This window comes from Candidatus Egerieousia sp. (assembly GCF_056211015.1).
This window is the reverse complement of sequence record NZ_JBAELF010000082.1, coordinates 25,910-40,255: the sequence shown is the minus strand read 5'-3', so window position 1 is coordinate 40,255 and position 14,346 is coordinate 25,910. Positions and strand designations below refer to the sequence as shown.

At 45.5% G+C, this 14,346-nt stretch carries 12 protein-coding genes; 7 read left to right on the top strand and 5 right to left on the bottom strand.

From position 1 onward, the window contains the following. Positions 1 to 117: 117 nt before the first annotated feature. Both AC06L3_RS06345 and feoB read right to left on the bottom strand, forming a co-directional pair. Positions 118 to 1,272, bottom strand: coding sequence for an AAA-like domain-containing protein (locus AC06L3_RS06345; RefSeq protein ID WP_475669780.1), 1,155 nt, complete (start codon positions 1,270 to 1,272; stop codon positions 118 to 120). A 65-nt stretch (positions 1,273 to 1,337) separates the two neighbouring features. Further along, positions 1,338 to 3,815, bottom strand: coding sequence for a ferrous iron transport protein B (feoB, locus tag AC06L3_RS06340; protein WP_475669779.1), 2,478 nt, complete (start codon positions 3,813 to 3,815; stop codon positions 1,338 to 1,340). Between the two features lie 140 nt (positions 3,816 to 3,955). On the opposite strand from feoB, the gene kbl reads away from it, so the two are divergent. The 7 genes from kbl to AC06L3_RS06305 all read left to right on the top strand — a co-directional run bounded on the left by kbl (position 3,956) and on the right by AC06L3_RS06305 (position 11,645). Beyond that, positions 3,956 to 5,146 carry a glycine C-acetyltransferase gene (gene kbl, locus AC06L3_RS06335; RefSeq protein WP_475669778.1) on the top strand — a complete coding sequence of 397 codons (1,191 nt, stop codon included), beginning with the start codon at positions 3,956 to 3,958 and terminating at the stop codon, positions 5,144 to 5,146. Positions 5,147 to 5,151: 5 nt separating this feature from the next. Next, entirely contained in the window at positions 5,152 to 6,216 is a 1,065-nt protein-coding gene (locus AC06L3_RS06330) for an RsmE family RNA methyltransferase (protein WP_475669777.1), read from the top strand. Positions 6,217 to 6,624: 408 nt separating this feature from the next. Further along, entirely contained in the window at positions 6,625 to 6,975 is a 351-nt protein-coding gene (locus tag AC06L3_RS06325) for a helix-turn-helix domain-containing protein (RefSeq protein WP_475669776.1), read from the top strand. Next, positions 6,969 to 8,249, top strand: coding sequence for a type II toxin-antitoxin system HipA family toxin (locus tag AC06L3_RS06320; protein ID WP_475669775.1), 1,281 nt, complete (start codon positions 6,969 to 6,971; stop codon positions 8,247 to 8,249). Before AC06L3_RS06325 ends, AC06L3_RS06320 begins: the two co-directional genes overlap by 7 nt. 425 nt (positions 8,250 to 8,674) lie before the next feature. Further along, the gene (locus tag AC06L3_RS06315; RefSeq protein WP_475669774.1) at positions 8,675 to 9,634 is read left to right on the top strand and encodes a transposase; all 960 of its coding nucleotides are present in this window, start codon (positions 8,675 to 8,677) and stop codon (positions 9,632 to 9,634) included. Between the two features lie 461 nt (positions 9,635 to 10,095). Next, positions 10,096 to 10,461, top strand: coding sequence for a BlaI/MecI/CopY family transcriptional regulator (locus AC06L3_RS06310; RefSeq protein ID WP_475669773.1), 366 nt, complete (start codon positions 10,096 to 10,098; stop codon positions 10,459 to 10,461). Continuing rightward, a complete protein-coding gene (locus AC06L3_RS06305; protein WP_475669772.1) occupies positions 10,458 to 11,645 on the top strand; it encodes a TonB family protein in 1,188 nt (395 codons plus the stop codon). Before AC06L3_RS06310 ends, AC06L3_RS06305 begins: the two co-directional genes overlap by 4 nt. Positions 11,646 to 11,715: 70 nt before the next feature. Here the strand turns inward: AC06L3_RS06305 and trmB are convergent, their stop codons facing one another. The 3 genes from trmB to AC06L3_RS06290 are packed head-to-tail and all read right to left on the bottom strand — an operon-like array spanning position 11,716 to position 14,335. Beyond that, the gene (trmB, locus tag AC06L3_RS06300; protein WP_475669771.1) at positions 11,716 to 12,717 is read right to left on the bottom strand and encodes a tRNA (guanosine(46)-N7)-methyltransferase TrmB; all 1,002 of its coding nucleotides are present in this window, start codon (positions 12,715 to 12,717) and stop codon (positions 11,716 to 11,718) included. After that, positions 12,714 to 13,211 carry a hypothetical protein gene (locus AC06L3_RS06295; RefSeq protein WP_475669770.1) on the bottom strand — a complete coding sequence of 166 codons (498 nt, stop codon included), beginning with the start codon at positions 13,209 to 13,211 and terminating at the stop codon, positions 12,714 to 12,716. Before AC06L3_RS06295 ends, trmB begins: the two co-directional genes overlap by 4 nt. Then, positions 13,208 to 14,335, bottom strand: coding sequence for a PSP1 domain-containing protein (locus tag AC06L3_RS06290; protein WP_475669769.1), 1,128 nt, complete (start codon positions 14,333 to 14,335; stop codon positions 13,208 to 13,210). The genes AC06L3_RS06295 and AC06L3_RS06290 overlap by 4 nt, the downstream gene beginning before the upstream one ends. Positions 14,336 to 14,346 lie beyond the last annotated feature (11 nt).

Genomic DNA, 14,346 nt, shown 5'->3' with positions numbered 1-14,346 from the left:
GAAACATATCAGGAGAAAGCCGCTCTATTTCTAAATTATGTGCTGACGACAACACTGTCGGAAAGGGGTAGGGATGTGGACAAGCGACCTTCGCTACCAAAACTGCCCAAAAATCAGTCATAGGGTGAAACACAGCGTTTCTATTTGACCTTGTTTGTAGAACAGAGAGTTTTCTTCTGAGCTTATGAACAGATTGTAAAGACGTGTTTCCATAAGCCTGCAAGCTACGGCAACATTTCCGTTCCTGTTTTCAATATAGTTGAACATAGCTGCTATCTGAATGCATTTCTCATCTGGGTTGAATGAATATGCATTCCCCGAAAACAGGATGCCTTTAAGCATCTGTCTCAATTCAGGATAGTCGACTAATTTCTTAACCATATTGTCAAACAGAGTGTTACGCTCCATTAGTATAATGTTCACAGCCTTCAACACGCCCTCTTTGTCCCATGTAATCTGTTCAGTATCAATTATCTGGCACAAACGGCTTACAAGGAAAGGATATCCGGCGGTATAGCTGCGAATCATATGGGCAACGGCCTTTTCATTGAAGGCAAGGCCCCTGTCCGTCTTGTATTCCAAAAGCATATTGGCTATGCCGTCTGCAGGAAGACTCATGTCAACATTGAACGGTGCGGAAATATTCCAAGGCGAATTGTACTGGTGCTGATTATCAGGACGCAATTTCAATTTGAGATTCTTAATATCATGCACGCCGGCAAGAATTATGGATTGAATGGCAGAATCTTCTTCTCTGTTCAAGTACATGTCTCTGAAAATGCCAAGCAATTTCAAAAAAGAATCATAACCGCTTGCCTGATCCACTTCATCAATTAATAGCACAATAGGTGCAGAATTCCTGCCGCTGACTTGAACTATCAATTCTTTTGCATCAAATAGTGTGCATTCATCAATATGTGTCCGGGAAAAAGATATTATCTCATCTGCACAATATGCATCTATATTCTTCGTTTTCTTCTTTTGAACACATAAACATAGTAAACGCACGAACATTGCGCCCAACGTTGACTGCGTACTGAAATAGGAATCGTCTACACCCTCAAAACTGATTGAAAACACACAATAACCTGCATTCTCAAGATAAGTTTTAAGATTTGCCAACGTGGTGGTCTTTCCATATTGCCTGCCTCGGTTTATGCAGAAATAATCACCCTTGTCTATCATTTTTCGTATGATTTCCAAGCGCTCGGTGATGTCCACCATATAATGTTTATCAGGATGACAAGTACCGGTTGTGTTGAATGATTTCATAGCAATCCCTATAAAAAAGCAAACATGCCTTGTGCAAAGTTAAGAAAATATGAATGAAATGGAAACTAAAATCCCAGTGCCGATGCCAAAAGAAATGACAGATATGCAACAATCCACGCAAGAATGCACTGGAACAGTACCATACCAAGCGCCCAGAGCCAGCCGAATTCACGCTTTACCGCTGTTATGGATGCTATGCAAGGCGTATAAAGCAGGCAGAAAACAAGTAATGGAATGGCTGTAAGCTGTGTGAGAAAAGCTGTTGCGCCCAGCACCTCAAGCGATGACACCACGCTTTCCTTTGCAAGGAAACCGCTGATAAGTGCAACCACTATCCTCCAGTCACCCAACCCTACAGGTGCGAACAAAGGCGCAATCCATCCGGCAATGTATGCGAGTATGCTCGCCTGTTCGGCGGCGGGAGATTCTCCTATGAAATTCAAATGGAAATCATACGAACGGAGGAACCAGATAACGATTGTTGCCACCAGTATCAACGTGAAAGCGTTCCGGAGGAAGTCCTTGAGCCTGTCAAAAAGCAGATGCGCCACGTTCATAAGCTTCGGAAGCCTGTAGTTCGGCATCTCCATTATGAAAGGAGTTGCTGAGGATCTGCCTGCAAAGCGTCTGGTTGCAATGGCTATGAGTATTCCTGAAACTATCGCCAGTAAATAAAGTATGGCCATCACAAGGCCTCCGCGCCCTGGGAAGAATGCTGAGCAGAGGAAGGTGTAAACCGGGATTTTGGCGCTGCAGCTCATGAAAGGTATCAGGAAGACCGTAAGTTTCCTGTCTCTGGAAGAAGGTAGAGTCCTGCTTGCCATGATTGCAGGCACTGAACATCCGAAACCTATCACCAGTGGAACAATGCTCCTGCCAGAAAGCCCCACATGACGCAGAAGTTTGTCCGTGATGAACGCCACGCGCGACATATAACCGCTGTCCTCCAGCATTGAAAGGAAGAAGAAAAGCAGGATTATTATTGGCACGAAACTCAGGACAAAACCTACTCCGCCGAATATACCGTCAACTATGAATGAGCGTATGGGTTCGCTCACCTGCACCGAAAGCATCCACGAGCCAACCATTTCTCCGCAGGCGGAAATGCCGCCTTCAAGCCAGCGTTGCAGCGGACCGCCCAGAACATCTATCGTAAGGTATAAGGTAAGTGCGAATACGGCAATGAAAATAGGGATGGCAGTCCATTTGCCGGTAAGCACCCTGTCGATTCTTGTACTGCGGAGCATCCCGCGGCTTTCGTTAGGATGAGAAACAGTTACCGAGCACAAACCGGCAATGAAGGCAAAACGCATATCGGCCATGGCAGCGTGGCGGTCCATACCATGCTCCTGCTCCATCTGCACAATGATGTGCTCAATCATCTCAAGTTCGTTGGCATCAAGGCCAAGAGACTGTATCAACGACTTGTCACCCTCTATTATTCTGCCGGCAGCGAAACGCACAGGAAATCCGGCCTTCTGCGCATGGTCCTCAACAAGATGCATTATTCCGTGAATGCACCTGTGGACAGCCGCACCCTTTTCTGAGGACTTGTTGCAGAAGTCGCGAGCCAGAGGTTTTTCATTGTAACGTGCAATATGGATTGCGTGTTCCAGAAGCTCGTCAACACCTTCGTTCTTAGTTGCCGAAATGGCCACCACAGGTATTCCCAGCAACCTCTCCATTTCGTTCACCCTCACCTGACCTCCGTTCCCCAGCACCTCATCCATCATATTGAGAGCCAGTACCATAGGAATCTCCAGCTCCATGAGCTGAATGGTAAGATACAGATTGCGTTCTATATTGCCCGCATCAACTATATTGATTATGCAGTCCGGTTTCTCCTTAAGCAGGAAATCTCTTGAAACCTGTTCTTCCGATGAAAAGGTGGAAAGCGAATATATGCCCGGCAGATCGGTAATAGTAATCTGCGGATAATCCTTGATGCCTCCATCCTTTCTCTCCAGCGTGACTCCCGGGAAATTGCCCACGTGCTGGTTGGAACCTGTAAGCAGGTTGAACAATGTGGTCTTGCCGCTGTTCTGCTGCCCTGCCAGCGCAAACTTCAACCCTCCCCTTTTTACAGGTGCAGGCGCCTCCTTCATATTATGGAATCTGCCGGCCTCACCAAGACCGGGATGCGAGTTATGCTCATGCAAGGCATCATTATATGCATAATTCTCATCTACAGCGATGGGGTTATTGTCTTCCCCTCCTTCCGCATTCCTTCCCCCTGCCGTATGATAAGTCCATTCCGCACATTTCAAACAGTCTCCGTATGAAGCACAGCAACTGCCCTTGATGCATGAAGCGCAATGCGGTTCTGCCTGAACATCTATCTCCTCCACTTCCGCTTTGCGCACGGAAATTGTGTAACCATGAAGCGTTATCTCAAGAGGATCGCCCATAGGAGCCTTCTTTGCCAGTTCGAGCTCAGCACCGGGAATGAATCCCATGCCGAGCAGATGGCCGCGGACATTGCCCTCGCCGCCTACTGCCTTTATCACTGCCCTCTGTCCTATTTTCAAATCCTCAATCTTCATTGAACAACACCGGAATCAATTTTTCCAAAAATATATCATTTTTCACGAACTGCAAAAAAGCGGACAAAAATTAATGATACTATTAGTAAAAAGAGTTAAATTTGTGAGATTTAACAGTTAAAAACTAAAAAATCCACATAATGTACACAGATTTTCAAAAATTCCTTCAGGCAGAATTGAATTCAATTCAGGAAGCCGGTTTGTATAAGAACGAAAGAATCATTGTTTCACCACAGAAAGCGGAAATCAAGGTAAGCACAGGCAAGGACGTGCTCAACTTCTGCGCAAACAACTATCTTGGCCTTTCAGACAATCAGGAACTGATTGACGCCGCAAAGAAGGCCCTTGATGAAAGAGGCTTTGGAATGTCAAGTGTAAGATTCATCTGCGGAACGCAGGACCTTCATAAAGCTCTTGAGAAAAAGATTGCTGAATTTTTCGGAACAGAGGACGCAATCCTTTATGCAGCCTGCTTTGATGCAAACGGTGGCGTATTCGAGCCTCTTCTCGGAGAGAATGATGCAATCATCTCGGACTCCCTCAACCACGCTTCAATCATTGACGGCGTAAGACTCTGCAAGGCAAAGAGATACAGATATGCAAACGCCAATATGGAAGAACTTGAGAAATGCCTTCAGGAAGCTCAGGCACAGCGTTTCCGCCTCATAGCAACAGACGGTGTATTCTCAATGGACGGCAATGTATGTCCTCTTGACAGGATTTACGAACTCGCACAGAAATACAACGCAATGGTAATGGTTGACGAATCACATTCAGCAGGTGTTGTAGGTAATACCGGACGCGGTGTTGCAGAACTCTACAATCTCCGCGGCAAGATAGAGATTCACACAGGTACTCTCGGAAAATCATTCGGCGGAGCGGTTGGCGGTTTCACAACAGGTAAGAAGGAAATCATTGACCTTCTGCGTCAGCGTTCAAGACCATACCTCTTCTCGAATTCAATACCTCCAATGGTAGCCGCAGCAGGATGCGCAATGTTCGATATGATGGCCCGCACAAACGAGCTTCAGGACCGCCTGCACGAGAACACCGAATACTTCGTTGGCAAGATGAAAGCGGCAGGTTTCGACATAAAGCCTACACAGAGCGCAATCTGTGCAGTAATGCTCTATGACGCACCTCTTTCACAGAAGATGGCCGAGAAACTTCTTGAGGAAGGCATTTACGTAGTAGGATTCTACTATCCGGTTGTTCCTAAAGGCCAGGCAAGAATCCGCGTACAGATATCTGCAGGCCACAAGAAAGAGCATCTTGACCGTGCGATTGCAGCATTCACCAAGATTGGAAAGGAACTTGGCGTAATCAAATAGTCCGGGTGGAACTTTTCTTTTCAGACAGCATCATTGGCGGCAGCTCCTCCGTTGAACTTAACAGGGAGGAGAGCCGCCATTGCATTAAAGTGCTCCGCCACAAGGCCGGAGAGATAATCAACGTAATCGATGGCAGCGGCAGCCTCTTCAAATGCCGCATACAATCCTCCGCACAGGAAGGCAACAATCAAAAGGGAAAAAACGAAGAAGCCTGCCGCAGCGCCAGAAAAGACAGCAAGCATAGAGAATACGAATGCAACCTAGCATTGGACAAGCCGAGAAGCAAACAGTCAAAATCAGCAGGCGGTAATGAGCAAACGCTCTGTACAGTAGAGGAGGTCATTCCAGACTTCGGCTCACACTCTTACCATTTGACAATGGCCGTAGCGCCCACAAAGAACATGGACCGCTACGAATGGTTCCTTGAAAAGGGCACCGAAACCGGCCTCAATGAAATAGTTCCTGTTGTCTGCGAACACTCCGAACGCAAGGACCTCAACACTGAGCGATGCCGCCGCATTCTTGTAAGCGCCATCAAGCAATCCCTCAAGGGAGCTCTTCCCGTTTTGCAAGAACCTGTAAAGTTCACGGACTGGCTCAACGCCACCTTCCCACCCGGCGATGGTTCCACCCCTGCCGGCTACCGCAATACGAAATCACCGGAAGCCGGCACAGAAGAAGCCTTAGCATCTGCACTCGGCGGATCATCGGCAGATTTGCGTCTCATCTGCTACTGCGGCAATGAATTCCCGAAACAAAGCATAAGCGAGGCCTTGACTGATTTCTTCCGAACTAGTTTAGATGATAACAATCTTGATTCCCCTTTAAACGGAACACCAAAACTTACCACTGAATCTGAAAAAGAATCAAATAGCCTGAACCCTAAGTCAATTGTCAAGAATGTTAGAAAAGTAACCGTGGTCATTGGCCCCGAAGGGGACTTCTCTCAGGCTGAAATAGAATGTGCAATGCAGCACGGTTTCAAGGCCATAACACTAGGACCAAGCCGCCTGCGCATTGAAAGCGCCGCCCTTCTGAGCGTGAACGCAGTTTACCTTCAAAGTCTTTGATGGGAAAGACTTTGATTTCTTCAGCAAAAATAAATTCACCGGCTTCACCTATTGTATGAAATGCTTCGCATATATACAGTCAGGCCAAGGCAGGAACCAGAACAACCATACTAAGAGCATTTCATTTCTAATGTATTCCACTTCCGAATATGACAGTCCGTATCATAGTTGTACGCACCTTCCATTGTCTCCACATATTCACACGGTTTGCAGTCGTAAGGAATGATTAATGAGACGAGGTCTTCCTTCATTCAGCACTATAATCACAGGTTTGCCTGTTGCAGCAAGAGTTTCAACTATGGATGCCCGTAAACTGAGTTTATCATTTTCTTGTAAAAACATTATAATGATTGAATATTAAACCATAATTTATATATTTGCATAATAAAGATTTAATATATAATCATTATGGATAATATCTATGCTCTCACCGACTCTCAGATTCAAAAAAAGACAGGGGAAAAGATAAAGGCTACCCGACTCAAGCAGAATATTACACAAGAGAAACTTGCCGAGGATTCCTTGGTCTCCCGTTCATCCATTAAAAAGTTTGAAGCAGGGGAAATAGGTTCCTTTGACACTCTTGTTCGCATATTGCGCACACTCGGCATGCTTGATTCCATAAGGAGTCTATGTGAACCTGAGCAGATGAGCCCGAATGAATATTATGAAATGGTACATTCAATTAACAGACATAAGAGAAAACGTGCCACAAAACCACATATCACAAAAAACGTTGAGGAGGAAGCGGAATGGTAGATGTAGCAAGAGTGAATATGTTTGGAATGAACGTAGGAACATTCCGTTGGGACCAAACATATAATATGGCTCAATTTGAGTATAATGCGGATTTGGTTGGAAAAAACATCGAGCCCTCACCAATTATGATGCCCGTTATCCCAGGGCGTATATATTCTTTCGGGAACCTCAACAATGACACGTTCAGCGGCCTCCCGGGCATGCTTGCAGATTCACTTCCGGACACATACGGACGCACTTTGTTTAACAGGTGGCTGGATCTTATTGGAAGCAGGTCCGCCAACCCTGTGGAAACTCTGTGCTTCTTAGGGAAAAGGTGCATGGGCGCTTTGGAATTTGAACCGGCAACCGGGCCTGATACGGATCCGTATATGAAATTTGAAATTGATTCATTGGTAAAAGTGGCTGCTGAAGCACTCAATGCCAAGTCAAGTTTTGGAGTGAATATCAATTCAAACAGAAAAGCCGCCATTGCCGAAATCCTTCGTCTGGGGACATCCGCTGGGGGACAAAGAGCAAAGGCACTGATTGCATACAATAAAGAAAGCGGTGAGGTTCGTTCAGGTCAGATACCCGCACCTGCAGGCTTCGACTATTATCTTATAAAATTGGATGGTGTATCAGCTGAAGCAGGCTTCAGGAAAACTGAAAATTTTGGAAGGCTAGAATATTCATTCTATCAACTTGCCAGAAAGTGTGGCATAGAAATGTCCGATTGCTCTCTGATTGAAGAGAATGGAAGGGCACATTTCCTGACCAAACGCTTCGACAGGGAAAACGGAAGGAAAATTCACATGCAGACCTTATGCGGCATAGCGCATTATGATTTCCGCCTTCAAAGAGCATATTCCTATGAACAAGCTTTCACTATAATGAGACGCCTCCGACTTCCATATTCTCAGGCGGAACAAATGTTCCTGCGAATGGTATTCAATGTGATAATCAGGAACCAGGACGATCATACCAAGAACATTTCATTCCTGATGAATTCCACCGGCCATTGGAGACTGTCTCCGGCATACGACATAGGATTTGCATACAATCCTGACGGCAACTGGACAAATACTCATCAAATGTCAATAAACAACAAGTTCAGCAACATAAGCAAAGCCGACCTGCTCTCCTGTGCAGAATTCTGTAACATCAGGAACGCAAAGGAAATCATTGACAATGTTTGCAGCAATGTATCCGAATGGCCGGTAATCGCAAGGAATTGCGGAGTTCCCCGGAAAATGATTGACGCAAGATTTCCGCACATGCTCCTCAAACTCTGAACTTACTGGTTGTGCGAGATTGATTTGTTTACCTTTATGAGAACAAATAATTGAAGCACAGCTCTGGCAACAGTACAAATCTTCAATGATGCACATATTCGCCGAAAATATTGCAAGCCGAAAATGGCCTGTCCATGCGAACATCGCCAGAACGCATTCCTGCAAGGCACTGGTGGACAGGTGTGACCATTTGGGTGAGACCTGTCCACGCATCCGCCGGCAGAACGCATTCCGAACGTGCTAAATTGGACAGGTCTTTTTCTCATTCCTTTATTTCAGGAACTTACGTAAGGCCTGCGAAACTGGAATGCAATTTTTCTATAAAATTTGAAAACATTTTTTGCTGAAACAGCACATTCATTTCAGTCCTTATGAATACTTTTGTTTCATACGGAGGCGGCCACTTGAGGCGGCGGATCAAGTGAATGGGAATAAGTGACAAATTGAAGCAGAAGATTGAAGCGGACCTTGGCTTGAACCTTCCATTTGTGAAAGGGCAGAACAAGACCATAAGCAACTGCTGGCATTTCACAACCGATGGCAATGCCGTTGACGAAATGTTTGCAGATGAAGAAGATTTTGTCCGGGGAATGAACAGAATATATTTTGTGGTCAAGGACTATGAGATTGCTATTCTTGCTTTCTGCCTTATGGACACTCACGTTCATTTCGTACTGTATGGAGAATTTGTTCAATGCAATGAATTCATGCATGAGTATGTGCGAAGGACTTCCCAGTACCTGAGCTGGAAATATGGAGAAATATCCAAACTGAAGGATGTGCCCATTCACTTTCAAAAGATAGATACGGACACGTATTTGAAAACTGCAATCTGCTATGTGATAAAGAATCCGCCGGTTGCCGGAGTCCCGTTCACTGCCTATGACTATCCTTGGTCCAGCGGGCCCCTTCTCTTCAGAAAAAATGGATATTGGACATTGCAGAATGAAATTGATTCGTCATTCGAAACAAGAGAAATATCTTCATCGGCATTGAAACTGGAAATGAAAACCCATCAAATCAAAGGAGTGAAAGTCAGAGTTAAGGATGATTTGATTTTTCCAGGAGAATACGTGGAGTATGAACTTGTTGAACGAATATTCAGAACACATAGAAGTTTCAATTTCTTCATGTGCGTTTCCAAGGAATCGGACATTGAGTCAAGAGAAGGTGAAATATCCAGACTTTCCATTCCAATGAGTGAGATGCGCGGGCATAAAGCGCAGATGTGCCTTCAAATGTTCGGTTGCAAAAGTGTCAAGAACTTGAACACAAGTCAAAGGCTGCAACTTGCAAGGCGGCTGAAATCCAAATACAACAGTTCCATAAAACAGATAATACGTTTATGCGGGCTCGTTTATGAAGAATGCAAGGAAAAAGTCTGAATTTCTACGCAAGCCGAAAAAGACCTGTCCATGCGAACATTGCCAGAACGCATTTCCACAAGGCTTTGATGGACAGGTGTGACCATTCAGGTGGGACCTGTCCACGCACCCGCCGGCAGAACGCACTCTGAACGTGTTAAGTTGGACAGGTCTTTTTCAGGTTCACACTTGAGCCAGCCTATTCGCCGCACGGACAAGATACGCAAGTCACCCGGCTATAAAAGTATTTCCTGATCATGCCGCAAAGATATGAATAATGCCGGAAGAATATGCCGGAAATGGGCATTGACGACTTTCTGGCAGAAAAGCCCAAGTACAAATCAAGGAAAAAACTCTTCTTGAAAGCGGGCTGGATCAGACGAAAAACAACTAAAATTTATCGTTAAACTCCTAAATTTATTAGGAGTTATGAAAATTATGTCTATCTTTGCAGTGAAAAAGTATAAAAACTCAAGACAAGTATGAAGCAAAGACTGACATTCAAGGAAGAAGAAGTGATGAACATCATCTGGAAGAAAGGTGAAGTGTTTATCAGGGATATTGTGGCTCAAATGCCTGAACCAAAACCGAATTACAATACCGTGGCAACCCAGGTCAAATTCCTGGAAGAAAAAGGATTCGTAAGCAGAAAGCCCATGGCCAATTCATTCCAGTACACTCCGGCAATTTCGGAAAAGGAATATAGGGGAACAACAATAGGTGATGTGATTTTGCGCTATTACAACAACTCATACGCAAGTATGGTAAACCAGTTCGTGGAGGAAGACAAAATTGGCCTTGACGAGCTCAAGGAACTGATTGCTCAAATAGAACGCAGGAGAAAATGATAGCCTATATCATAAGAAGCGGGCTTATGCTCTCGTTATTCCACCTGTTCTTCATCCTGTTCATGAAGAAGACCACGTTCTTCCGCTTCAATAGATTTGCTCTTATGACAGGTTCTGTGCTCTGTATGGCATTGCCCTTGTTGGACTTCTTTTTCATACCAGAGTCGGCTGCTTCCTATATTCCGCATATAGAAATTCCTGAAACAAAAGTCTTTGGCAACACTGCGGGGGAATCAGGACGATGGAATTGGATTATATTGCTCAAAGGACTTTACTTTGCCGGAACGGCAGCAGTGGCAAGCGATTGCGCAATATCAATACTTAAGACATTCGCTATATGCCGCAAGGGAGAGATTGTCCACAGCGATGGTTTCTCAATAACTCTTTTGGAAGAACCCATAGCATCGTTCAGTTTCTTCAGGCACATTGCAATCAGCCGTGAAGACTTTGAACAAAACGCTCTCATCCTCCGCCATGAAATGAATCACGTGGAAAATTACCATTCCCTTGAAATAATATTATTCTCGGTCATAACTGCACTTCACTGGTTCAATCCATTGGTTTGGATGGCCAGAAACAATCTTAAGGAAGTGCAGGAATACGAGGCTGATGAATCTTTACTTAAACAAGGCATCGATGCAACACAATATCAATTGTTACTGGTGAAGAAAGCTGTAGGAGCGGAACGCTTCCAAATGGCCAACGGCTTCAATCACACCAAACTTAAAAACAGAATCAAAATGATGCAAACAAAAAAAACAAACAGACGGGCAAGACTTGCATATATTGCATGCGTGCCTTTGATGCTTTCAGTGCTGTGCCTGTGCACAAGCCAGAAGCGGGACTATGTGTCAATTGTAGAAAACAATTCCTCCCAAATGCTTGACGAGCGGCCTGGTTTCAACGGCGGAAATACCGTTGAATTTGTAAAATGGGTATGCGAACGAGTGACTTATCCCAAAAGCGCTACAGAATCGGGAATACAAGGAAAAGTGGTGGTTTCCCTTACAATTGATGAAAATGGGAATCTGGTTGATCCAAAGATAATTTCCGGAGTATCCGAAGAACTCAACAATGAGGTGCTCAGGGTAATATCTTCTTCTCCAAAGTGGACTCCAGCCAAAGAAAAAGGAAAAGCGGTCAAGTGTAGCTTTACTATGCCGTTCATATTCACTATCCGATAAATATCTTGATGCTTCGCTGTTGCTGCCGCCCTATTCGGCGGTGGCACAGGAAGCAGATTACACAGGTAATTTACAGGCAGCCTTTGTTGTTCAGGACTCCGGCGCGGCCCTGCATTTCAATAGCTTCCCAATAAGATTCGTCCCACTGGGGTGATTCAATAGGCGGCCTGTTTTCTCCTACAGACGTTGATGCGTGCCCAGATTCAGTTACAGCAGCTGCCTTTGATGAAGTGCATGAAAGATTGGCGGCAGAACAAGCAGCCCGGTTTGAAGCCGCCACAGGCCACAATGAAAACTCCAGATAGTGAATCTTGAGACCATTCTTAATATAATGTTTCTCGTAGAAAGTCTGCACCGAGGTGATTATGTCGTCAAGCCTCCCGCTTGCCGAAGTTTCCACCTTTGCCACCGCGCTGTTTCCCACACAAACAGACTCGGCGGAACAATCATCAGCAGCACTGACATAAACCATTGGCGGCTGTGCATAAACATCCTCACAAAGCACGTTCACAGGCAGAGAGTTCAGCTTTAGCAGTTCAAGGGTGTAATGGTACAGATACTTGCTGTCGGTCTTGAGTTTGATGGAACCATCGCCATGCAGGATATTGCGGAATCTTTCAAGGAAGCGGGGTGATGTGAGTCTGTGACGCTCCCTGCCTATCTGCGGGTCTGCAAATGTAATCCATATGTCCTGAACCTCCCCGGGAGCAAAGAGGGCCTCTATGAACTCTACCCTGGTTCTGATGAAAGCCGCGTTGGCTATTCCTTCCTCGGTTGCGGTCTTGGCACCGCGCCACAGACGGGCTCCCTTTATGTCAATTCCAATGAAATTGATGGAAGGGCAGCGTCTGGCAAGTTCAAGAGTGTATTCGCCTTTGCCGCAGCCTATTTCCAGAACTATGGGATTGCCGTTGCCAAAGAAATCACGGCTCCAGCAACCCTTGTATCTGTAATCCTTCAGGTAGAAATCCTTCTGATAGCTGTTTCCAACCAGCTCGCTGTTCTCCGGCTGGACCAGGCAGGCGAAACCCTGGTTCTCACGGAACTTCCTCAATTTATCCTTACCACTCATAACTTTCTGAATCCCAGACAAAGAGCAGACACCTTGGAGTTCAACGGAGCATAAGTCCCGTCGGAATTTTTCACTGGCGACAGTGTTACGCTAAGCTTCCTGGAACCCTGCTTGAATTCTTTTATCTGGCTGCTTGTCCTTATTACTTTCTCAAAAGATATATAACCATGGTCTATGCGCCTTGATTTTCCAACTATGCTGTTGAAATCCACAAATACCGTATCGGAATCTATGATGTTCCGGGCATTCTTCATATGGACTGCTACCTGAAGCGGAGCGTTTGTCCGGGCATAATCCTTTTCGTACGTGAACTGCACGCACAGGAAAAGTGCGTTCTCGTCTCCGGACGGAGACTCAAGGGAGAATTTCACAGGATATGTCCACCCCTGCTCAGGATCCATTGCAAGATATGCGCTGTCCTGTGCAGGTACATCGCAAGCAACGGCAATCAGCATTGTTAAGAGAAATATGAGCAACAGGGCTTTCCGTCTCATTGTTTCTTCTTTTTGTTTTTCCTGTGCTTTGAGCTCTTGCGCTTGTCAAATCTTGATATGCTCTCCTCGCCGGCGGCGCTCATGAATTCAGGTGAACTTTCCTGAACGCCGTTGTCCATAAGGGAAGGACCTTTCTTTCCCTGTCTGTTGAGTTCAAGAACGTCCTCAAGCTCCTCACAGGTAAGAGGGTAAATGTTCGCCATGCTGCCCGGATCGTATGAGAACCAGAATACGCCCTTGAGTATATCCCTTTTAACAAGGGTTGCCTCTCCGTCTTCAAGATATATAGGTCCGTTAACTCTAGGCATTCTGCTCTGTGCATCAATATAAACCGATGCCTCGTGATTGATGCAGCATTTGAGCTTGCCGCACTGACCTGCGAGTTTGAGAGGATTGAGACTGAGGTCCTGACACCTTGCGGCTGAAGTTGTGATTGACTGGAAACTGTTCATATGTCTTGAACAGCAGATTGCCTGACCGCAAACACCTATTCCACCAATAAGGCCCGCCTCCTGTCTTGCGCCAATCTGCTTCATTTCAATCCTTATATGGAACTCCTCTGCAAAATCCTTTATCAGTTGCCTGAAATCCACTCGCTCGTCTGCAATGTAGTAGAAAATGGCCTTGCTGCCATCGCCCTGCATTTCAACATCACCTATCTTCATGTCCAGGCCAAGATTGGCTGCAATCTGGCGCGAGCGTATCATTATGTTATGCTCCCTGGCAGTGGCTTCCTTCCATTTCTCAATGTCGGCCTGTTTTGCCTTCCTGTATATTTTCTTGAACGTGAAATTCTTCGGATCAATGGCACTCCTCTCAAGCACCCTTGCCACCATTGCGCCGGAAAGCGTGACTATACCAAGGTCATAGCCGGTGGTTGCCTCAACAATCACCATATCGCCAATGCGTATTGTCTGGCCTGAATCGTTGATGAATATGGCCTTGCGGGTATTCTTGAACCTCACCTGGAAAAGATTTTCCATTCCTATTGATCCAATGCCTTCAAGCCAGTCGAAAACCGCCAGTTTGCAGCAGCTTATATCGTATTTGCAATTGAGATTGCCTTCTGCGTCTATCTGCTTTTCACAGCCTCTGTGGCAATCGTATTCTTTAATCTCGGACATAATAAGTCAAA